The 19,528-nt window shown below is 70.7% G+C and carries 20 protein-coding genes and 1 pseudogene; 16 read left to right on the top strand and 5 right to left on the bottom strand.

Annotation, left to right across the window (positions count from 1 at the left end; all coding sequences use genetic code 11):
- The first annotated feature begins 2 nt into the window (after window positions 1-2).
- The 6 genes from AC0IY0_RS19905 to AC0IY0_RS19930 all read left to right on the top strand — a co-directional run bounded on the left by AC0IY0_RS19905 (window position 3) and on the right by AC0IY0_RS19930 (window position 4,785).
- Complete coding sequence (locus tag AC0IY0_RS19905; protein WP_147909950.1) at window positions 3-494, top strand: chemotaxis protein CheW; 492 nt, start codon at window positions 3-5, stop codon at window positions 492-494.
- A 10-nt stretch (window positions 495-504) separates the two neighbouring features.
- A complete protein-coding gene (locus AC0IY0_RS19910) occupies window positions 505-897 on the top strand; it encodes a response regulator (protein WP_147909951.1) in 393 nt (130 codons plus the stop codon).
- A 45-nt stretch (window positions 898-942) separates the two neighbouring features.
- Window positions 943-2,139, top strand: coding sequence for a chemotaxis-specific protein-glutamate methyltransferase CheB (cheB, locus tag AC0IY0_RS19915; protein WP_471765127.1), 1,197 nt, complete (start codon window positions 943-945; stop codon window positions 2,137-2,139).
- On the top strand, window positions 2,136-3,002 hold the full coding sequence (locus AC0IY0_RS19920) for a CheR family methyltransferase (RefSeq protein ID WP_471765129.1): 867 nt from the start codon (window positions 2,136-2,138) through the stop codon (window positions 3,000-3,002). The genes cheB and AC0IY0_RS19920 overlap by 4 nt, the downstream gene beginning before the upstream one ends.
- 229 nt (window positions 3,003-3,231) lie before the next feature.
- Complete coding sequence (locus tag AC0IY0_RS19925; protein WP_147909705.1) at window positions 3,232-4,248, top strand: asparaginase; 1,017 nt, start codon at window positions 3,232-3,234, stop codon at window positions 4,246-4,248.
- Between the two features lie 6 nt (window positions 4,249-4,254).
- A complete protein-coding gene (locus tag AC0IY0_RS19930) occupies window positions 4,255-4,785 on the top strand; it encodes an isochorismatase family protein (protein ID WP_471765131.1) in 531 nt (176 codons plus the stop codon).
- Window positions 4,786-4,791: 6 nt separating this feature from the next.
- Here AC0IY0_RS19930 and AC0IY0_RS19935 read toward each other — a convergent pair whose 3' ends face one another.
- Both AC0IY0_RS19935 and AC0IY0_RS19940 read right to left on the bottom strand, forming a co-directional pair.
- A complete protein-coding gene (locus tag AC0IY0_RS19935) occupies window positions 4,792-5,388 on the bottom strand; it encodes a sigma-70 family RNA polymerase sigma factor (RefSeq protein WP_147909697.1) in 597 nt (198 codons plus the stop codon).
- Window positions 5,385-5,753 carry a NepR family anti-sigma factor gene (locus tag AC0IY0_RS19940; protein ID WP_471765132.1) on the bottom strand — a complete coding sequence of 123 codons (369 nt, stop codon included), beginning with the start codon at window positions 5,751-5,753 and terminating at the stop codon, window positions 5,385-5,387. The genes AC0IY0_RS19935 and AC0IY0_RS19940 overlap by 4 nt, the downstream gene beginning before the upstream one ends.
- Before the next feature lie 530 nt (window positions 5,754-6,283).
- Here AC0IY0_RS19940 and AC0IY0_RS19945 point away from each other — a divergent pair.
- The 6 genes from AC0IY0_RS19945 (at window position 6,284) to AC0IY0_RS19970 (ending at window position 13,591) form a co-directional block, all read left to right on the top strand.
- Window positions 6,284-7,150, top strand: coding sequence for an endonuclease domain-containing protein (locus AC0IY0_RS19945; protein ID WP_471765134.1), 867 nt, complete (start codon window positions 6,284-6,286; stop codon window positions 7,148-7,150).
- Complete coding sequence (locus AC0IY0_RS19950; RefSeq protein WP_471765136.1) at window positions 7,143-7,838, top strand: hypothetical protein; 696 nt, start codon at window positions 7,143-7,145, stop codon at window positions 7,836-7,838. Before AC0IY0_RS19945 ends, AC0IY0_RS19950 begins: the two co-directional genes overlap by 8 nt.
- Window positions 7,835-8,677, top strand: a complete 843-nt coding sequence (locus tag AC0IY0_RS19955; protein ID WP_471765138.1) for a P-loop NTPase family protein — start codon at window positions 7,835-7,837, stop codon at window positions 8,675-8,677. The genes AC0IY0_RS19950 and AC0IY0_RS19955 overlap by 4 nt, the downstream gene beginning before the upstream one ends.
- A complete protein-coding gene (locus AC0IY0_RS19960) occupies window positions 8,626-11,022 on the top strand; it encodes an ATP-binding protein (RefSeq protein WP_471765267.1) in 2,397 nt (798 codons plus the stop codon). Before AC0IY0_RS19955 ends, AC0IY0_RS19960 begins: the two co-directional genes overlap by 52 nt.
- A 58-nt stretch (window positions 11,023-11,080) precedes the next feature.
- A complete protein-coding gene (locus AC0IY0_RS19965; protein WP_471765140.1) occupies window positions 11,081-12,328 on the top strand; it encodes an amidohydrolase family protein in 1,248 nt (415 codons plus the stop codon).
- A 297-nt stretch (window positions 12,329-12,625) separates the two neighbouring features.
- Window positions 12,626-13,591, top strand: coding sequence for an alpha/beta fold hydrolase (locus tag AC0IY0_RS19970; RefSeq protein WP_147909693.1), 966 nt, complete (start codon window positions 12,626-12,628; stop codon window positions 13,589-13,591).
- Window positions 13,592-13,693: 102 nt separating this feature from the next.
- Here AC0IY0_RS19970 and AC0IY0_RS19975 read toward each other — a convergent pair whose 3' ends face one another.
- From AC0IY0_RS19975 to AC0IY0_RS19985, 3 genes are all read right to left on the bottom strand, one after another.
- Window positions 13,694-14,530 carry an alpha/beta fold hydrolase gene (locus tag AC0IY0_RS19975; RefSeq protein WP_147909692.1) on the bottom strand — a complete coding sequence of 279 codons (837 nt, stop codon included), beginning with the start codon at window positions 14,528-14,530 and terminating at the stop codon, window positions 13,694-13,696.
- A gap of 229 nt (window positions 14,531-14,759) precedes the next feature.
- The gene (locus AC0IY0_RS19980) at window positions 14,760-15,140 is read right to left on the bottom strand and encodes a response regulator (RefSeq protein ID WP_187193514.1); all 381 of its coding nucleotides are present in this window, start codon (window positions 15,138-15,140) and stop codon (window positions 14,760-14,762) included.
- Between the two features lie 7 nt (window positions 15,141-15,147).
- A complete protein-coding gene (locus AC0IY0_RS19985) occupies window positions 15,148-16,629 on the bottom strand; it encodes a sensor histidine kinase (protein WP_471765142.1) in 1,482 nt (493 codons plus the stop codon).
- Window positions 16,630-17,215: 586 nt separating this feature from the next.
- Here AC0IY0_RS19985 and AC0IY0_RS19990 point away from each other — a divergent pair.
- From AC0IY0_RS19990 to AC0IY0_RS20005, 4 genes and pseudogenes are all read left to right on the top strand, one after another.
- Window positions 17,216-18,202 carry a phospholipase D-like domain-containing protein gene (locus tag AC0IY0_RS19990; protein WP_471765143.1) on the top strand — a complete coding sequence of 329 codons (987 nt, stop codon included), beginning with the start codon at window positions 17,216-17,218 and terminating at the stop codon, window positions 18,200-18,202.
- On the top strand, window positions 18,180-18,785 hold the full coding sequence (locus AC0IY0_RS19995) for a chromate transporter (RefSeq protein WP_471765144.1): 606 nt from the start codon (window positions 18,180-18,182) through the stop codon (window positions 18,783-18,785). Before AC0IY0_RS19990 ends, AC0IY0_RS19995 begins: the two co-directional genes overlap by 23 nt.
- Window positions 18,782-19,309 (top strand): chromate transporter, encoded by a 528-nt coding sequence (locus tag AC0IY0_RS20000; RefSeq protein ID WP_210249209.1) that lies wholly within the window; start codon window positions 18,782-18,784, stop codon window positions 19,307-19,309. Before AC0IY0_RS19995 ends, AC0IY0_RS20000 begins: the two co-directional genes overlap by 4 nt.
- Window positions 19,254-19,487 (top strand): annotated as a pseudogene (locus tag AC0IY0_RS20005) (transposase); the annotation flags it as partial. The gene AC0IY0_RS20000 and the pseudogene AC0IY0_RS20005, both read left to right, overlap by 56 nt.
- Between the last annotated feature and the right edge of the window lie 41 nt (window positions 19,488-19,528).

Here is a 19,528-nt window from a genome sequence, read left to right on the forward strand (position 1 = left end):
TGATGCAGGCTGCCAATGCCAACGGCGCCGAGACCGGCCCCACCGACGACTATGTCACCGTCTTCGTGGGCGACACCCTGTTCGGCCTGGCGATCGAGCGCGTCCACGACGTGTTCGTCCCCTCCGGCGTGACGCCGGTGCCGCTGGCGCCGTCCGAGATCGTCGGCCTGCTGAACCTGCGCGGCCGCGTGGTCACGGCCGTGTGCCTGCGCCGGCGCCTGGGCCTGCCCGATGCCGTGGTGCAGGACGAAAAGGCCAATCCCAAGATGGCGATCGGCCTGGAGCAGGGCGGCGAGACCTTCGCGCTCGTGGTCGACGGCGTCGGCGAGGTGCTGAAGCTCGGCAGCGACAGCCGCGAGGCGGTGCCGATCAACCTGGATCCGCGCTGGCGCAACCTCGCCACCTGCGTCCACCGCCTCGACGGCCGCCTCCTGGTGATCCTCGACGTGGACGCGCTCCTCGGCTTCAGCGCTGCCGGCGCGAAGGCGGCGTGAAGGAGGGGCTATGAAAGCGCCACACGAGACGACCTGCCTGGTGGTCGACGATTCCGCGGTGATCCGGAAGGTCGCGCGGCGGATCATCGAGGCCCTCGGCATCAATGTGAGCGAGGCCGAGGACGGCAGCGCCGCACTCGAAGTCTGCGCGGCCAGCATGCCGGACGCGATCCTGCTCGATTGGAACATGCCGAACATGGACGGCTACACCTTCCTCCAGGCCCTGCGCCAGAGCGAGGGGGGGACGGTCCCGAAGGTCCTGTTCTGCACCACCGAGAACGACGTCGGGGCGATCGCCCGGGCACTCCGCGCCGGGGCGGACGAGTACATCATGAAGCCCTTCGACCGCGACATCCTGGCGGCCAAGCTCGAACAGGTCGGTCTCGTCGCAGACGCGGCCTGAATCGGCGCCGCCCCCAACCGCGACCCAGTACCCGAGGCAAACATCATGGCCCTGAGCCCCGCGGTCGTCCCGCTTCGCAGTCCGCCTGCGCAATCCACGACATCCACGGCGGCTCCGATCCGGGTGCTGATCGCCGACGATTCGGCCGTCGTGCGCGGGCTCGTCGCCCGCTGGATCGCCGAAGCCGGGTTCGAACTCGCCGGGACCGCCTCGAACGGCCGCATCGCCCTGGAGATGATGGCCAAGCACGACCCGGACGTCGTGCTGCTCGATATCGAGATGCCGGAGCTCGACGGCACGACGGCGCTGCCGCGCATGCTGGCGATGAGCCCGAACCTCCAAGTCGTGATGATGTCGACGCTGACCACGCGCAACGCCGACATCTCGCTGAAATGCCTCGCCCTCGGCGCCGTCGACTACATCGCCAAGCCCGAGAGCAACCGCGGCGTCACCACCTCGGAGACGTTCCGGGTGGAGCTGATCGAGCGCGTGCGGGTGTTCGGCGCTGCTCGGGCCAGGGCCCGGCGTCCCATGGGCGCCCCGGGTGCCGCTCCGACCCCCGCCCAGGCCGCGCCCGCGCTGGCGCCCGCCGCCGCCCCGGTGCCGCGCCCGGCCACCCCGTTCACCCTCCGGCCGAAGGTCCGCAACCGCACCCAGCCCCGCGCCCTGCTGATCGGCTCCTCCACCGGCGGACCGCGGGCGGTTGGCGAGATGCTGGAGGGGATCGGCGCCGCCGCCCTGCGGCGCGTGCCGGTGCTGATCGTGCAGCACATGCCCCCGATCTTCACGGCCGTCTTCGCCGAGCACCTCTCCACCCGCACGGGGCTGCGCGCGGCCGAGGGCAAGGCCGACGAGCGCTTGGAGGCGGGCCGGATCTACGTGGCACCGGGCGGGCGCCACATGGGGCTCGTGGCGGGACCCGGCGGTCCCACGATCCGGCTCACCGACGGGCCGTCGGTGAATTTCTGCCGTCCGGCGGTGGACGTGCTGTTCAAGGATGCGGCCGTGGTGTTCGGCGCCGCCACCGCGACGGTGATCCTCACCGGGATGGGCTCGGACGGTACCAACGGCGCGCGCGCACTCACCGAGGCGGGCGGCCCGGTCCTGGCCCAGGACGAGGCGACCAGCACCGTCTGGGGCATGCCCGGCAGCGTCGCCCGGGCCGGCCTCGCCGAGGCCGTGCTGCCGCTCCCTGAACTCGCGACGGCGCTGCGCGCCCTGATCACGGGGCAGCTGTCATGACCGAACTCGAGTTCGAATACCTGCGCAGCTTCCTCAAACAGCGCTCCGGCCTCGCGCTGACCGCGGAGAAGCGCTACCTGGTCGAGAGCCGCCTGACCCCGGTCTGCCGGCGCTTCGGGCTCGCGACCCTCGGCGATCTCATCGGCGCGCTGAAGCTCGGGCAGGATGGGGCGACCGAGCGCGCCGTGGTCGAGGCGATGACCACGAACGAGACCTTCTTCTTCCGCGACCGCATCCCGTTCGACCTGTTCCGCGACACGATCCTGCCCGAGGCCTTGGCGCGCAACGCCAGCCGGCGCCGGCTGCGGATCTGGTGCGCCGCGGCCTCGACCGGCCAGGAGCCCTATTCCCTGGCCATGCTGCTGCAGGAGGCAGCGCCCCGGCTCGCCGGATGGCAGGTGGAGATCGTCGCCACCGACCTGTCCACCGAGGTGATCGAGAAGGCCAGGCTCGGCCTCTACAGCCACTTCGAGGTTCAGCGTGGCCTGCCGGTGCAGTGGCTGATCAGGTACTTCACCCAGATCGGCGAGCAGTGGCAGATCGCCCAGAGCCTGCGCTCCATGGTGGATTACCGCCAGCTCAACCTGCTGCACAGCTTCGCGTCGCTCGGCCAGTTCGACGTGATCTACTGCCGCAACGTGCTGATCTACTTCGATGCACCGACCAAGTCGGATGTCCTGGCCCGGCTCGCGGCCCAGCTTGCACCGGGGGGCGCCCTGTTGCTCGGGGCGGCCGAGACCGTGATCGGCCTGACCGACCGGCTCAGTCCCAACCCGAAGCAGCGCGGCCTCTACGGCCATTCCGAACCGGTGGGCCGCACCCCCGAGATGGTACCGCCCCTACGCGTGGCCGCCGGCGTCTGACGGCCCGGCGGCCAGTCCGGGCCCCGTTCTGCGCGTCGGGATCGTCGCGGCCGGCCCCGGTGCCATGCCCGGTGCCGGCGTCCTGACGGGCGCCCCGCCGCCGGGCGCATCGCCCGCCTGCGCCCGGACGGGGTCGACCCCGGCGTAGCGAGGCGGCATCAAGGGCCTGCGCAGCAGCCCGGGACCGGCGGACGGCCCGGCGGCCAGGAGACACGGCATGGCGGCAGGAATGGCGGCAGGACACGGGGCGGGATTGCCCAAGGTCGCGTTCATCGGCACGGGCGGGACGATCTCGTCGCTGGGACGCGACGCCCTCGACATCCTCGACTACACCGCCACCGACCGGCGCCTGGAAGCCGGCGCGATCCTGGATGCGGTCCCGGAACTGGCCACGGTCGCCACGGTGGTCCCGGTGCCGTTCCGGGCGGTTCCGAGCCCGGCGATCGGGTTCGCCGAGTGGCGCGACCTCGTCCTGCTGTGCGAGCGGACCGCCGGGGAGCATCCGGACCTCGCCGGCATCGTCATCGGGCACGGCACCGCCACCCTGGAGGAGACCGCCTACGCGCTGAGCCTCACGCTCACGATCGACCTGCCGGTGGTGCTGGTCGGCTCGCAGCGGCCGATGAGCGCGCTGTCCACCGATGCCAAGCTCAACCTCGTGGCGGCGGTCCGCACCGCCGCCAGCCCCGCCTCCCGGGGGCGCGGCGTACTGGTGGTGCTGAACGACGAGATCCAGGCGGCTCGCGAGGTCACCAAGACCTCGGTGGCTCGGCTGCAGACCTTCCGCACCCCGGATTTCGGCGTGCTCGGCCAGGTCGACGGCGATCATGTCCGCTACTACCGCCGCTCCGAGCGGGCGCACGCGCCGGGCACGCCCTTCGACATCCGGGCGCTGGCCGCGCTGCCGCGGGTCGACGTGTGCTACGGCTACGCCGACGCCGACGGCACCGCGGTGCGGGCGTTCCGGCAAGCAGGGGCGCGCGGCCTGGTCGCGGCCGGGCTCGCCCCGGGGATGATGCCGCCGGCCGAGGCCGACGCCCTGGAGGAGGCCGCCGCAGCGGGCATCCCGGTGGTGATGTCGACCCGGGCCGGCAGCGGGGTGGTGCCACTGACCACGCGGCTGCGCACCCGCGGCATCCTCAGCGCCGACAACCTGACGCCGCAGAAGGCCCGGATCCTGCTCGCCCTGGCGCTGACCGCGACATCCGAGCCCGACGCGGTCGCGCGCCTCTTCGCGACCTATTGAGAACCGATGCCCCTGATCGATCCCGCCCGGTCGCGCCTCCTGGTCATCGACATCCAGGTCCGGCTGATGCCGGCCATCGCGGACGGCGCCGGGGTGATCGCCAACACGGGCCGCCTCCTGGCTGCGGCCGGGATGCTCGACGTGCCGTCCCTGTTCACCGAGCAGAATGCCGGCGGCCTCGGGCCGACCGTGCCGGATTTCGCCCCGGAACCCGGGGCGGCCTTCGCCAAGATGAGCTTCGGCGCCGCGCAGGCGCCGGGCTTCCTTGACCGGATCGGGGACCGCGACCTCGTCGTGACCGGCTGCGAGGCGCATATCTGCGTGCTGCAGACGGTCCTCGGCCTCCTGGAGGCCGGTCGGCGCGTCTGCGTGGTCGCCGACGCGGTCGGCTCGCGCCGGCCCGAGAACCGTGCGGCCGGCCTCGCCCGGATGGCGGCCCACGGAGCCGAGATCGTCACCACCGAGATGGTGGTGTTCGAATGGCTCGGCACCGCCCGGCACCCGCGCTTCCGCGAGGCCATCAAGCTGATCAAGTGAGCGGGCTCAGCCGCCGTCCAGAGCCGCACGGGTGCGGGCATCGGTACCGATATCGTCCAGGCCCTCGAGGCCCAGCACCTCGATCAGCCGCATGCGGGCGCGGCTGACCCGGCTCTTGATCGTCCCCACGGCGACGCCGCAGATCGCGGCCGCCTCCTCGTAGGTGAAGCTCTGGGCGCCCACCAGGACCAGGGCCTCGCGCTGGGCGTAGGGCAGGCGGTTCAGGGCGCTCTGGAACTGGGCCATCTCCACCCGGATCTCCTGCTCGGGCAGGGAGGTCAGCTTCCCCGCCAGCACGCCGTCGGCATCCTCGACCTCGCGCTTGCGCTTGCGCTGCTCCGAGTAGAACAGGTTGCGCAGGATCGTGAACAGCCAGGCCGTGAGGTTGGTCCCCCGCCGGAAGCTTCCGGCATTGACCCAAGCGCGCACCAGCGTGTCCTGCACGAGGTCGTCGGACCGGTCGATGTCGTAGGTCAGCGAGAACGCGAAGGCCCGCAGGGCCGGGATCGCCCCCAGCAGGAGGCCGCGCATCTCGGGATCGACCCCCTGGGATGGCGGCCCGGAATTGCTGCCGGCGGGAGCGGCTTGGGTCATCATCATCATTGCAGGGCCTCCGTGTCGGAGCATGCGGCGAGGTCGTCGATCAGCGTCCGGAGCCGCTCCGGGATCGGCAGGGCCAGGACGTCGGCGTAGTGCAGGCGCAGGCCGCGTCCGATCCGGTCGCGATCCGCCTCGCTCATCGGCCGTCGTCCGGGCATGGGGCGTGCGGCCGCGCCGTCGGGCGGGGGCGCAGCATCGTTCGCGGGCGTCAGCCCGGCGCCCTCCGCCTCCCCGGCGAGGCGCGTCACCACCCGCTCGTCCTTGCCCTGGATCATGATCACGCCCCGATCCTCGGCGATGCGGCCCCGGGGGGCCGGCACCCCCGCCGCCCCGGTCTTTCGACCGGATCCGGCGAAGACGCGCTCCATCGCCTTCCGACGGCGCTGGTAGGCGCGGCGGATTTAATCGGTTCTGAACTTCGTATTCATCAAATCTTAATGTCGGAATTTATGAGCTAGACGGTGATTGATTAGCAAATATTCCAGTTACAATTCAGAAATACTAGTTATAGCTTGGCCATAAGCCAAGGTCGTCCACTGAGGCTGAACGGCGGCTGAGCATCCTGGCGACGTTCGGGACCTCGTGGGCGAAAGCGTCGAGGGTGCGCGACCGCGCTGACGTTCGGTGTGCGCAAGCCAGGCGCGTCCCGCAGGATGCGACAACCTGAAGATGCGGGGTCTGTAGCCAGGGCCGGGTAGCTGTGCTGAATAGGTCCGACGAACGGCTGCAGGACGCCTCGGCGCCGGCAGCAAGCGGGCAGCACGGTCGCAGTTTGCTATCGCCTCTCCATCCCGTCGCTGCGGTGAGGCCGCAGCTCTCGCCAGACGACCTGGCGCAGAGGCTTGCCGGCCTGGGGCAGGGCGAGCGTCTGGTCGTCATGGGCGTCGACAGCGCCGCCATGGGGACGCTGATCTCAGATGGCACCGACCGCAGCGCGCTGCTGGTCGCAAGCGGAGGCCGACGCACGGCCGCGGCGCTCATCGACCGGCTTCTCGACGATCTCGCCGAGCTGGCGCTGGAGAGCTGGCCGCATTGGTACGGCCGTGATGCGTCGCCCACCCCGGTCGTCGCCGATCCGTGGCTGAAGGCGGCCGCAAAGCGCGCCAGGCTCGGCCTGACGCCGCGCTTCCGCAAGATGGGGCGCGACTTCGAACTCCGCCGCCTGTCCCGGTTGATCGACCCCGCCGGCGTCATTTTGGTCTGGGAGGTCGATCCGGTGGCGGCGACGTGGGCGCGTCCGGCCATCGAGGCGCTGGAATGGTGCGTGCGGCACGGGGCCACGGTGGTGCCGGTGCTCGCCGCGGAGCCATCCGACGCCGCGCCCTACGACCGGATCCTCTACGGCGCCCATCAACTCGCACGGAGGGAACGTGCGGCGGCCGAGCGCTTCATAGCGCCGGCCGGAGCACACCACGGGAGCGCCATCGAGCGGCACGTCGCGGAGACGCTGGCGCAGGACGCCGACCTCGGGGGCCTGTTCGTCTGCAATGCCCCCGTTCCCGTGGGGGCCTGGGGCGCACGACACCGCGTCGACCTGCTCTGCCGCGCATACCGCATCGTCGTCGAACTCGACGGCCCCGAGCACCGGGCCGAGCCCAAGTTCGGCAACGATCGTCACCGGGACTACGAGCTCCTCACGGCGGGCTACCTCGTGCTGCGCTTGACCAACGATCAGGTCGCGACCGACCTTCCCCTCGCGATCGAGAAGATTCGAGCCGTCGTCCGCCTGCGACGCGGTGCGCAGGAAGGGCGAACCGATGCGTGAGATGCCGACGCCGAAGCAGGCGCTGATCCTGTGGTGCCTCCTCGGCCGCTGTGGAAGCGCGCTGCAGAGCACACTCGCGCCGCGCATCGACAAAGCGGACCGGGAGGCCCTGATCGCGGGGCGCTACCTCGAGGCAGAGCGGCAGGGGCGCTCCCTGCGCCTGACCGTCACGGACAAGGGCTGGAACTGGGCGGGCGAGCACATGCGCGAGCCCCTGCCGCCAACCTTCCGGGTGCTGCAGGACTGGCTGGAGCGCATTCATGTCGATCTCGCCAGAACGGGTCGGTCCCTCGCCGACCTCGTCGGGAGCGCCCCCGACGAGCCGGCACCGGCGGCGCCTGCCCCACGTGCGAGTAGATCGACGGCCGAGGGGCCGCAGAAACGCGGACCTAAGAAGCTCGGACCCAAGCAGCTCGGACCCAAGCAGCTCCGGGCGCGCATCGACGCCGCCTACCTCGCGCTGACGGGCGGGGCGCGGGCCAAGGCCGTGCGCCTGAGTGCCCTGCGCGCCCATCTCGAGGACCTCGACCGCGCGACCGTCGATGCGGGCCTCGCGGCCATCCTGCGCAACGATCGCACGGCGCGGCTGAGCCAGTTCAGCGACCCCAAATCGCTGGATGCCGCCGAGCGCGAGGCGGCGTTCAGCCCGGCCGGCGAGCCGTTCCACATCCTCTGGATTCAATCATGATCGATGCCCTCGACGCCCTGCGCGCGATCGATTTCGACTGGGTGCGGACGCTCGACAGCATCTGGATCGATACGGCGCCGACCGGCGGCCCGAACGAGCGGCTCGTCCCGGAGATCGTCGCCGACCTGCACGGCAAGGCGCGCCAGCCGGCCGACCGGGCGCTGGGCCGGGTGCTCGTCGGCCAATCCGGAATCGGTAAGACCCACCTCATCGGGCAGGTCCGGCGCGAGGCCTGGCGCACGGGCGCGTGGTTCGTGCCCCTCGACGTCCTCGGGCTGACGGATTTCTGGCGCAGCGCGGCCCTGAGCTTCGTGACCGCCCTGCTGCAGACGATGCCGGACGGGCGGCGGCAGTCGGATGCCGTGCTCGCCGGCGTGGCACGCCGCTTCCGTGTAGAGGCGCAGGTCGAGGCCGCATTCAACACGCCGAACATGGATGCCCGCCGGATCGTCGACGTACTGGTCCGGGCGCTGATGAGCGTCGATCCCGGTCGGGCGCTCAAGCACCTCGATGTCTTCCGCGCCTTGTGTCTCCTGCGGTCGCAGGATCTCGCCGTCGTCGGCCTCGCGCATGCCTGGCTGCAGGGCTACGATGCCGACCCGGCGGAGCGGGCGGCCCTGGGCTTCAAGACGCCGCCGCCGGCTCCCGTCGAGCTCGTGCGCGGCATGTGCTGGATCATGGCGCTGAGTGGGCCGACGCTCATCGCCGTCGACCAGATCGACGGGGTGATCGAGACCGGCCGTCTCGCGGCCGAGGATGGGATCGACGCGGAGGGGGGTTGGCCGAGGTGCTCGCCGCGGGGCTCCTGGAGGTCCACATCGTCTGCGACCGCAGCATGACGGTGATGACCTGCCTCCAGGAATCCTGGGAGCGGCTGGAGGTACGCGGCCTGAAGCCCATGCGGGAGCGTTTCGCGGAGGCGACGGGGCTCGTGGGCATGAACGAGCGGGCTGCCGCCGCCGCTCTCGTGGCCGGTCGTCTCGAGCCGGCCTACGCGGAGGCCGGCTACGTGCCCCCGTTCCCGGCCTGGCCGTTCAGCGAGCGCGCCCTCGCCGCCGCGGCGGCGGCCGGCATGATGCCCCGCACGCTGCTGATGCGCTGCGACGCCTTCCGACGCCGCTGCCTCGCGGAGGGCGCCGTCTCGGTCTGCGACAGTCTCGGAACGGCCGGTCCACCTCCGGAAGCCCCATCCGAGGAGGCCGGATTCGATCTCGCCGCCGCGTGCCGGGAGGCCGACATTGCGGGCATCCGCAGCGATGAGGATACCTGGCTCGGCCAGCTGCTGCGCGACACCTTCGACCCCTACGCCCTGGAAGACGATCCGGACGACACCCTCGACGTCGCCAGCAAAGGCGAGCCCGACCAGCGGATCCCGCCCCTGCACGGACGGCTGATCTACATCCATCGGGATGAGAACGACCGGGAGCGGCACGTCTGTTATCGGGCCCTCCAGCACCAGAACGCGATCGCGTTCCAGGCCCGTCTGCGGGCGGCGCTCACGGCCTCCGGCATCTCGGCGCGAATCCCCGACCGGGAATTGCTGCTGATCCGCCGCGGGCCCATGCCCGGCGGGGCCAAGACGAAGCAGCTCGTCGACGCGTTCACGGCAGCCGAGGGCATGTCGATCGACCCCTCGGACGCGGATCTGCGCGTCTTCGTCGCCCTGCGCGACCTCCACGCGCGGGCGCTGGAGGCGGGCGCGTCCGATCGGTTCGAGCGCTGGATCCGCGCCGAGCAGCCGCTCGTGAACACCGCGTTCTTCCGGGATGCGGGCCTCGCCCATGCGGCGAAGGCCGCTTCAGCTCCGGGACAAGCTCAAGCCGCCGACGAGGGCGCCGCTGTCGCGAACGCACCCGCTGCGCCCCCGGCGGCTCACGCCCCGGCGGGACGGGGAGTTCGGCCGGATCGGCCCAATCCCGGACCGTCGGCGCCGGGTGCCGAAGCGGATGCGATACCGGTCGGGCACCGGCTCACGCCCGATGCGCCCGGCGTGAGCCTGCCGCTGCGCCTTCTGCCCCGGCATACCGCGATCATCGCGGGCTCCGGCTCCGGCAAGACCGTGCTCCTGCGCCGCCTCGTGGAGGAGGCCGCGCTCGCGGGGCTTCCGGCCATCGTCATCGACCCCAACAACGATCTCTCGCGCCTTGGCGATCGCTGGCCCGAGCGGCCGCATGGGTTCTCGCCGGACGACGATCGCAAGGCGGCGCTCTACGCCGAGCGGGTCGAGGTGGTGGTGTGGACGCCGGGCGTGCATGCCGGCAACCCGCTGTTCCTCTCCGTCCTGCCCGACTTCGCGGACCTGGGCGAGGATCGGGATGAGCGCCAACAGGCGATCGAGATGGCGGCCGAGACTCTGGGGCCACTGGCCGGGGCCAAGACCAATCTCCAGCGCGGCGTGCTGGCGGATTCGCTGCGCCGCTTCGCGGAGCGCGGCGGCGGCAACCTCGCGGCCTTCATGGCCCTGCTCGCGGATTTACCCGACGGCATCAGCCAGATCGGCAACGCCGCCAAGCTCGGGCTCGGCATGGCGGACCAGCTCCACGCCGCCGTGGCGACGAACCCGCTCCTGAAGGTGGAGGGCACGGTGCTCGACCCGCGGCACCTGTTCTTCGGGCGCGACCCGGCGCGCACCCGCATCTCGGTGATCAACCTGTCGGGTCTCGCATCGGACGCGGCCCGCGAGGATTTCGTGAACCGGCTCCAGATGACGCTGTTCGGCTGGATCAAGAAGAACCCGTCCCCGCGCGGCATGCTCTACGTCGTCGACGAGGCGCAGACGTTCCTGCCGGCCCAGAGGGCGTCGCCGAGTCTCGGAAGCGGCATCAAGCTCGTGGCCCAGGGCCGCAAGTATGGGCTCGGGATGATCGTGGCGACGCAGGTGCCGCGCGGCATCCACAACCAGGTCGTCTCCAACTGCACCACGCAGTTCTTCGGGCGACAGAGCGCGCCCGCGACGATCGCGGCCGCCCAGGAGATCCTGGCGGCGAACGGAGGCGCGGCCGCCGACATCGGCAAGCTGGGGGCCGGGGAGTTCTACTTCGCCACCGAGGGCTCTGGACGGCCGGCCAAGCTGCGGACACCCCTCTGCCTGTCCTACCATCCGGCCAACCCGCCGACGCCGGAGGAGGTCATCCGTCAGGCCAAGCGCTCGATCGAGGCGGGCACCCGGGCGCGCGCCTCCTGACGCCACAGGTCCCGAGCCGGCGTAGCTGCGACCGGGCTCGCCGAGAGGAAGGTTCACGATGACGGCGAGGTCCGATCTGCCGGGAGGTGCGTCCTGCGACCTGCGCCTGCTGCACGCCACGACGATCGCAGGCGGCCAGGTCACCATCGACATCCAGGGTGAGCGTGTGGCCGCGCTCCACGCCCCAGACCGACCCCTGCCGCCCGCAGGCCGGGAGATCGATCTTGGCGGCGCTCTGGTGCTGCCCGGCTTGTCGGACAGCCATGTGCATCTCGACAAGTGCATGCTCGGCCTGGACTGGCGGCCGCACCGGGCCCAGGGATCCGTCCGCGCGATCATCGAGGACGAGAAGGCCGTCCGCCGGGCCCGCCGGATCCCGCTGGCGAGTCAGGGCGCCGAGGCGCTCCTCGAACGCATGCTCCGCGGCGGCACCACCAGCTTGCGGACCCATGTCGACATCGACGACGTGACCCGGCTGGACCACCTCGCGCAGATCCTCGACCTGCGCGCGCGCTGGTCCGATCGCATGCAGATCCAGATCGTCGCGTTTCCGCAGAGCGGGATCCTCCGCTGCGCCCCGGTCGCCGGCTACCTGGACGAAGCCCTGCGGATGGGGGCCGACCTCGTCGGCGGCCTCGATCCCGTCGGCATCGACGGGGACCGGGACGGGCCGCTCGACACCGTCTTCGGACTGGCCGAGCGTCACGGCCGCGGCATCGACATCCATCTCCACGACGGCGGCGAGGCCGGCCTCGACGAGATCGACGCGATCGTCGCGCGCACGAAGGCCTCCGGGCTCGGCGGCCAGGTCACCATCAGCCACGCCTTCGCCCTGGCGGATGCCGACGACCTGCGGCTCGGCAGGATCGCGGAGGCGCTGCGCGAAGCCGGCATCACCCTGGTGAGCAGCGTGCCCGGCACACGCAGGTGCCCGCCGATCCCGCGCCTGCGGGACCTCGGCGTCGCGGTCTGCTTCGGCACCGACAACGTACGCGACTGCTGGAACCCGTCCACGGTCACCGGCATGATCGACCGCGTCCTGCTCGCCGCGTACCGGTTCGATCTCAGGAGCGACGCGGACCTCACGGCTCTGCTCGATCCGGTCACCGCCGTGCCGGCGCGGGTGGCCGGGCTTGGCCCGGGGACGGTGGCCTCCGGCGTGCGGGCCGACCTCGTCGCGTTCGACGCCGCCTGCGCGCCGCAGATCATCGTCGAGCGCCAGGAACCGGTTCTGGTTTTGGCGAAGGGGGTGGTCGCCATCGACCGCCGTGGCCCGGTCGCCGGAACGACGCCGTCGCCGGCTTGACGGCGGGGGCGCCGCAGGCACGGTGTCGCCCATCAAGACCGCCGAGCCCTTCGCTACGTCCTCGCCGCCGTGCGCGCGGGTTCGGTCCGGTCCGCCGCCGAGATCCTGAACGCCGCCGCCTCGGCGGCGAGCCGGCAGGGCGACGGAGGAGACGGACCGCAGGCTTCCTCTCCGCGGCTCCGACGTCCTAACCTCCTTGCGTCCTAACCTCCTTGTAGGGCTGGATCCTCCCGCACCCGCATGCCGCCGTCGATGCGCTCGACCGTAACGCCCTCCGCCGACGAAGGAGTTCGGACCATGCCGACGCAAACCATCCTGGCCGCCACGACCGCCCTGGCCCTCGGGCAGGGCACGGCGCAACCGATTCCCTCAGTCTCGGCCACGACGACCTACCATCGGGTCGAGATCGACGGCGTCGGCATCTTCTACCGTGAGGCCGGGCCACGCGACGCGCCCACGGTCCTGTTGCTGCACGGCTATCCGTCGTCGTCCCGGCAGTGGGACCCGCTGCTGCCGCTCCTCGCCGACCGCTACCATCTGATCGCCCCGGACTACCCGGGCTTCGGACAGAGCGACGCGCCGTCGCCGGCCCGGTACACCTACACCTTCGACACTCTCGCCAAGACCATGGAAGGCTTGGTCGCCCGGCTCGGCATAGAGCGGTACACGCTGTTCCTGCAGGATTACGGCGGGCCGGTCGGCTTCCGCATGGCGCTGGCTCATCCCGAACGGGTCGACGCGCTCATCGTTCAGAACGCCAACGCCTATGCGGAGGGCCTCGGTGCCAAGTGGCAGGGTATCGCCCAGTACTGGGCTGATCCCGCCGCTCATCCCGAGCAGGTCGACGCGTTCACGTCGCTCGAAGGGGCCAAGCAGCGCCACCTCGGCACCAGTCCCAACCCCGAGCGCTACAACCCGGACACCTGGGCCGACGAGTACGCCATCCTGGCGAGGCCGGGCGAGCGGGAGATCCAGGCGGCGCTGCTCGCCAACTACCGCACGAACGTCGCGTCCTACCCGGCCTGGCAGGCCTGGATGCGGGAGCATCGGCTGCCGATGCTCGTGCTGTGGGGCCGCTACGACCCATCCTTCATCGTGCCGGGCGCCGAGGCCTACCTGCGCGACGTGCCGAAGGCGGAACTGCACATCCTCGATGCCGGGCACTTCGCGCTGGACGAGGCGACGGACGAGATCGCCCGGCTCACCCGCGACTTCCTCGGCCGCGTCGAGACAACGCCTCTCCCGTCGTCGGCCCCACGTTGAGAGGAGGGCTCACGTCGAGAGGAGGGCCCACGCTGGACGTGGGCCATCTTCGGGCGCCCCGAAGCGATGCCCGCGTCGGCAAGGCCACCGAGCTATCGACGATCAGCGTCTGACAAAGGCGAGAATGTCGGCATTGATGATATCCGCATGCACCGTCAGCATGCCGTGCGGGTATCCGGGATATGTCTTCAGTGTTCCGTTCTTCAGGAGCGTGATCGACTTCAGCGCCGCGTCGGCGATCGGCACGATCTGGTCGTCCTCGCCATGGAGCACCAAGGTCGGTACGGTGATCGCCCTGAGATCTTCGGTCTGATCGGTCTCCGAGAAGGCCTTGATACCCTCATAATGGGCTTTGGCGCTGCCCATCATCCCCTGCCGCCACCAGTTCTGGATGACACCCGGAAGGATTTTCGCCCCGTCGCGGTTGAAGCCGTAAAACGGACCGGCCGGGACATCGAGGAAGAATTGGGCGCGGTTTTCGGCGAGCGCCTTGCGGAATCCGTCGAACACGTCGCGGGGCAACCCCTCCGGATTGGCCTCGGTCCTGAGCATCAGTGGTGGGACGGCGCTCACCAGGACCGCCTTGGCGACCCGCTCCTGCGGCTGGCCGAACCTGGCGACATAGCGGACGACCTCGCCGCCGCCCGTGGAATGGCCGATATGGATGGCGTTCCGGAGATCGAGATGCTCCACCACGGCGGCGGCATCGGCCGCGTAGTGGTCCATGTCATGGCCGTCCGAGACTTGCGCCGAGCGGCCGTGACCGCGGCGGTCATGGGCCACGACGCGATAGCCGTTCCCCACGAAGAACAGCATCTGCGCGTCCCAATCGTCCGACGAGAGCGGCCAGCCGTGATGGAACATGATCGGCTGGGCATCCTTCGGACCCCAATCCTTGTAGGCGATTTCGGTGCCGTCCCGGGTCGTAACCGTGGCCATGGTGTTCCCCGTACCTGATCCAATTCCGTTCCGGCCGTTCCGCCGGACGGCCGAGCACGGTTCCTAGGGCGCCGCGCCCACGCCCGCTTGTACGAAAGCATCGCGCTTGTGCCGTCACGGCGCCGAACAGACCCGCGTCCCGACGGGCCGCGCGGGTTCGTGCCGAGCGTTGTCCCGGACGGCAGCGATGCCGAGCCGATCGGCCTCGGGCAAGCCCGGCGGCGCGCCCCTAACGTGACAGCGGGCGGGACCCGAGCACGGTGGTCAGGCAGCGCTCGAACTGGTCCGCCTCGAAAGGCTTGGCGTAATACGCGAAGGCTCCGAGCGCGAGCGCCCGCTCGCGGGTCGCCTCGCTCGGATAGGCCGTCATCACCATGACGGGAAGATGCGGCCGCTGGCCCGCCAGGATCCGGAGGAGATCGAGGCCGCTCAAGCCCGGCATCTGCACATCCGTCACCACGAACGCGATGTTGGCCTCGTCGAGGGTGGCGAGCAGCGGCTCCACGCCGTCGAACACGAGGGCCTCGTATCCCAGCGCGCGCGTCAGACGATCGAGGGCGGAGCGGATCGAGGGATCGTCGTCCACGATGGCGACGACGGGACTGCGCACGGAACGTTCAGCCATGGGCGAGCGGCAGCATGAAGTGGAAGGCGGCGCCCCCCGTTGGGGCGGCATCGACCCAGATGTCGCCCCCATGCGCGTCGATCAGGTTCCGGCAGATGGCCAGACCCATCCCCATGCCACCAACCTTGGTGGAGTGGAACGGTTCGAAGATCCGCGCACGCCGTTCGGGCTCGATGCCGGGACCCGTATCGACCACCTCGACCACCACGGAGGCGGCAACCCGGCGGATCGCGATGGTGATGTCCTTCCGGCCCGGGGCGTCCGCCATGGCCTGGGCCGCGTTGACCAGCAGGTTGACGAAGATCTGCTGGATCTGGATCAGATCCGCCGGGACGGGTGGGATCGCCTCCTCGGCGGCGAGATGGATCGTGGCGCCGTGGCTGCGGATCTCGCGCTCGACCAGGAGGTTCGCGTCCCGCGCGGCCTGGACCAGGTCGATCGGGGCGACGATCCGCGGCGCGTTGCTGAGATACGAGCGCGTCCGCGCCACGACATCGCGGGCGCGCGTCGCCTCGGCCACCACGTCGTCGAGGGCGAGGGAGGCCTCGACCACGTCGGGCTCGGAGCGGCGCAGCCAGCGCAGGGCCGCCTGGGCGTTGGCGACGATGGCTGCCAGGGGCGAGTTGACCTCGTGGGCGATGGAGGCGCTGAGCGCCCCGACCGTGGTGATCCGCGAGGTCCTGGCGAGTTCCGTGTCGGCCGCCGCGAGATGGGCCTGGGCGCGCTTGAACGCCGTGACGTCCAGCGACGTGACGATCACGTCGGCGAACGCCGCGCGCTCCTGCGGCAGCGTCGCCGTGAACAGCACGTCGCGTTCGCGCCCATCGGCGCCCAGGATGTGGGCTTCCGAGCGAAAGAAGCGGTCGCCCCGGCCGAATGCGACGAGCCACTGCACGAAGGTCTGGTCGGTGTCGGGCAGCAGGCGATCCAGGGAGCCGAGATAGGCGTCCTTGGCCGCCGCGCCGGTCTCCTCGAGGGTGAAGGCGTTCACATCCGTGATGATGACCTTCGCCCGCAGGGCACGGAGCTCATCGGGGTGACTGGCGAAATGGCACTCGATGTCGACGATTCCGTCCCGGCGCAGGGCCGCGACGGCGTCGGCCACGGCAGTCCAATCCTCGCGCCAGATCGAGATGCCCGAGCGCTCGTAGATGGCCTCGAAGGCACGGTCGGCGCTCCGCCGGCCTCGCCGCAGCGCCATCAGATGGGCCGCGGTGGCGGCCGCGGCGAGAAGCGCCAGGATCCCGCACAGGATCGGCAGGACGCCGCTCGACGACGCGTCCGTCGAGCCCGCCAGGAAGGCCAGGGCGACCGGGATGCCGACCGACAGCCCCGCCGCGGCGAGGTCTCCCGCGCCGATGTGCGCGGGGCGGAATGGCTGTGCCCGCATCCAGGCCGGCAGGTCGTCATTGCCCGTGACCTGGTGGTGGGACGTCTGCGCCAGGCTCGGCCAGCGCGAGAAGACCTGCCGCATGCCACTCATCCAACCGGGTCCACCAGCTTAGGGAGATCGCACCAGCCCGTCTCCGATACGCCTGTATAGTGGCGCAATTCGACCGTGGATTGCATGTTGCCGCTATGGACTTGTATCGGCACGGCATCATCAAGTTTCCGAACGCAGGTTTGCTCGCTTCGTCCCACGCGCGGGGTTGGACGGGCACCTGTGCGGATGCTGGCCCCCGGCGCCGCCGCAGCCGAATCCTCACGGACCGCATCGCCCTGGCCCTCGCAGCTCCGATCGACGGCTCGGGCGGTGGAGGGCGATGCTCCGGTCCCGGGCGCCACGGCGGTCGAGAGCGCAGCCGCCGCAGCGCGGATTTCTGGCCGATATTGTTCGCGACCGGTGCCGGCGCAAAATTGCGCCAGCCGGCATAGGTGACGATGGTGCGAAGATTGATCGCTGCGCAGAGTTCCACACTCTATACGGCGCCCGCCATGTACATCTACATGAGTCGCCACGGCAGACCGCTGCGTCGCGGCAGCGTCGATAACCGGTTCGACCGCCCCGGCTCGATCGCGGCCATCGCACGGGTCTGACGTCAGGAGGTCGTAGCGACGACATGCAAGCGCCGCAGCTCATCGTTCAACCGGACCACGGCGTAGAGCCGGTCATCGCGCTGATGCGGAGCGCCGAGCGGGAAATCCTGCTCAAGCAATTCACCTTCGACCATCCCCTGCTGATCGACGCGGTTCTGGCTTGCCACGCCGAGGGCGTCGCGGTGCGCGTCCTCCTCAACCCGGCCAAGGGCACCGGCGAACGCATCAACGACGGGACCTTCGCGCGCCTGGAGGAGGCCGGCATCCCCGTGCGTTGGACGTCGCCGCGCTTCCTTGTCACGCACGAGAAGTCCCTGGTCGTGGACGGCGCGCGCGCCATGGTGGCGACGTTCAACTTCATGGAGAAGTACTTCACCAAGACCCGGGATTACGCGGTCGTCCTGTCCGATCCCGGTCAGGTCGCCGGCATCCGGGCCTGCTTCGAGGGCGATTGGAGCGGCGAGGCGTTCGCGCCCGACGGCGGCTCCGACCTGTCCTGGAGCCCCGGGGGCGCCAGGGCGATCCTGTGCGACCTGCTCGACGGCGCCGAGCGCAGCATCGATCTCGCCCACCCGAAATTCGCCGAGCCGGTGATCTTCGAGCGGATCCACGCCGCCCTGAAGCGCGGGGTGCGTGTCCGCCTGTTGTGTGGCGGCAAGCACGGGCTGCACCAGCCCGACCTGATGTACTCTTTCGCCCTGTGGCGCCTGTACCGCGCGGCCGGCGGCCGGCTTCACAAGCAGCGGGGGCTGCGCAGCCACGGCAAGATCGCGATCATCGACGGGGCGCGGGTCTATCTCGGCACCCAGAACCTCGATCAGGCCGCCTTCGACCTGCGGCGCGAGCTCGGCGTCGTTGTCCGAGACGCCGCGACCGTCGGCGCGATCGCGGCGATCTTCGAGGCGGATTGGCGTGGCTCGCGGCGGTACGAGCCCCCCTATCCGATCGCCGCGGCCGACGCGGAGGAGAATGCGGAGTTCGAGCCGGATGCCGACCTTCGACACAGCTGAGCCCGTCCCGGTCCGAACCGCCGTGGCGCCCGGACTTCCGGAGCTGTTCTGGCTGTTCAACCGGCTGACGCTGGTCAGCTTCGGCGGCGGTCTCACGGCCTGGGCGCGCAAGCTGATCGTCGAGGACAAGCGCTGGCTCGACGACGCCGAGTTCCTCAGCGCCTACGCGCTGGCCCGGGTGCTGCCCGGGGCCAACCAGGCGAACTTCGCGATCTATGTCGGCCACCGCTTCCGCGGCGTGCCTGGAGCGGCGGCCGCCCTGCTCGGCCTGACGCTCGTGCCGTTCTGCATCGTCCTGGGCCTCGCCTGGGCCTACTTCCGGAGCGGCGCGGTCCCGGCGGTTCAGGATATCCTGCGCGGGGTCACCGCCGCCGCAGTCGGGCTCGCCCTGTCGGCAGGCCTGAAGGCCGGCGAGGGCTTCGCGCGGCGGCCCGCGGCGCTCGCCATCATCGCCCTGGCCTTCGTGGGCTCGATCGTTCTGCACCTCCCGCTCCTCGCCGTCCTAGCGATCCTGGCACCCCCGGCCTTCCTGGTGGCGTGGCGGCATCCGCGCCGGCGCGGAGACGCGGAGACCGAGCGGTGAGACCCGGCGCTCTCGTCGCGCTCGCGACCTTCTTCAGCACGATGTCGATCCTGTCGATCGGCGGCAGCAACAGCGTCGTGCCGGAGATGGCGCGTCATGCGGTCGGGGAGGCGCACTGGCTCACCGGCGGCGCGTTCTCCGACCTCTTCGCGATTTCGCAGGCCGCGCCCGGGCCGAGTAACCTGATCGTCGCGATGATCGGCTACAAGGTCGCGGGCCTCGCCGGGGCGGTCGTCGCCCAGGCCGCCATGATGCTTCCGGCCGCGGTGCTGATGATCGTCGTGGCGCGGATCTGGCAGGCGTCCTCGGGGGCCGCTTGGCATATCGCCCTGGAGGCGGCGCTCGGGCCGATCGCGGTCGGGCTGATCCTGGCAAGCGGGTGGACGGTCGCGGAGGGGGCCGGCTTCTCGTCTCGCGGGTACAGCGCCGCAGCGATCTTCACCCTGCTGTTCTGGCGCACCAATCTCAATCCGCTCCCCATCTTGGCCATCGCGGGCTTTCTGGGCTGGATGCGCGCGATCTGAGTCCTTTGGCCGGCGGCAGGCGGAGAACGGCGGATCAGTGGACGAGGTCTGCCGGGAGATGGGCGTGCCCGATCCGACGCTTTATCGCGGGACGAATCAGTTCGTCGGCATAGGCGTGCTGGCGATCCGCTGGCGCAAGCACTTGGAGGACGAGAACGGCAAGCTCAAGCGGCTGGTTGTTCCGTGGCATCTCATTGAAACCCACCGGAGGCGATCGGT

This window comes from Methylobacterium sp. AC315 (genome assembly GCF_979253755.1).

Excerpts from the sequence above, each read along its gene's own strand:
- AC0IY0_RS19905 (WP_147909950.1), top strand. The coding sequence starts at position 3 with ATGCAGGCTGCCAATGCCAACGGCGCCGAGACCGGCCCCACCGACGAC.
- AC0IY0_RS19910 (WP_147909951.1), top strand. The coding sequence starts at position 505 with ATGAAAGCGCCACACGAGACGACCTGCCTGGTGGTCGACGATTCCGCG.
- cheB (WP_471765127.1), top strand. The coding sequence starts at position 943 with ATGGCCCTGAGCCCCGCGGTCGTCCCGCTTCGCAGTCCGCCTGCGCAA.
- AC0IY0_RS19920 (WP_471765129.1), top strand. The coding sequence starts at position 2,136 with ATGACCGAACTCGAGTTCGAATACCTGCGCAGCTTCCTCAAACAGCGC.
- AC0IY0_RS19925 (WP_147909705.1), top strand. The coding sequence starts at position 3,232 with ATGGCGGCAGGACACGGGGCGGGATTGCCCAAGGTCGCGTTCATCGGC.
- AC0IY0_RS19930 (WP_471765131.1), top strand. The coding sequence starts at position 4,255 with ATGCCCCTGATCGATCCCGCCCGGTCGCGCCTCCTGGTCATCGACATC.
- AC0IY0_RS19935 (WP_147909697.1), bottom strand. The coding sequence starts at position 5,388 with ATGATGATGATGACCCAAGCCGCTCCCGCCGGCAGCAATTCCGGGCCG.
- AC0IY0_RS19940 (WP_471765132.1), bottom strand. The coding sequence starts at position 5,753 with ATGGAGCGCGTCTTCGCCGGATCCGGTCGAAAGACCGGGGCGGCGGGG.
- AC0IY0_RS19945 (WP_471765134.1), top strand. The coding sequence starts at position 6,284 with ATGGGGACGCTGATCTCAGATGGCACCGACCGCAGCGCGCTGCTGGTC.
- AC0IY0_RS19950 (WP_471765136.1), top strand. The coding sequence starts at position 7,143 with ATGCGTGAGATGCCGACGCCGAAGCAGGCGCTGATCCTGTGGTGCCTC.
- AC0IY0_RS19955 (WP_471765138.1), top strand. The coding sequence starts at position 7,835 with ATGATCGATGCCCTCGACGCCCTGCGCGCGATCGATTTCGACTGGGTG.
- AC0IY0_RS19965 (WP_471765140.1), top strand. The coding sequence starts at position 11,081 with ATGACGGCGAGGTCCGATCTGCCGGGAGGTGCGTCCTGCGACCTGCGC.
- AC0IY0_RS19970 (WP_147909693.1), top strand. The coding sequence starts at position 12,626 with ATGCCGACGCAAACCATCCTGGCCGCCACGACCGCCCTGGCCCTCGGG.
- AC0IY0_RS19975 (WP_147909692.1), bottom strand. The coding sequence starts at position 14,530 with ATGGCCACGGTTACGACCCGGGACGGCACCGAAATCGCCTACAAGGAT.
- AC0IY0_RS19985 (WP_471765142.1), bottom strand. The coding sequence starts at position 16,629 with ATGCGGCAGGTCTTCTCGCGCTGGCCGAGCCTGGCGCAGACGTCCCAC.
- AC0IY0_RS19990 (WP_471765143.1), top strand. The coding sequence starts at position 17,216 with ATGCAAGCGCCGCAGCTCATCGTTCAACCGGACCACGGCGTAGAGCCG.
- AC0IY0_RS19995 (WP_471765144.1), top strand. The coding sequence starts at position 18,180 with ATGCCGACCTTCGACACAGCTGAGCCCGTCCCGGTCCGAACCGCCGTG.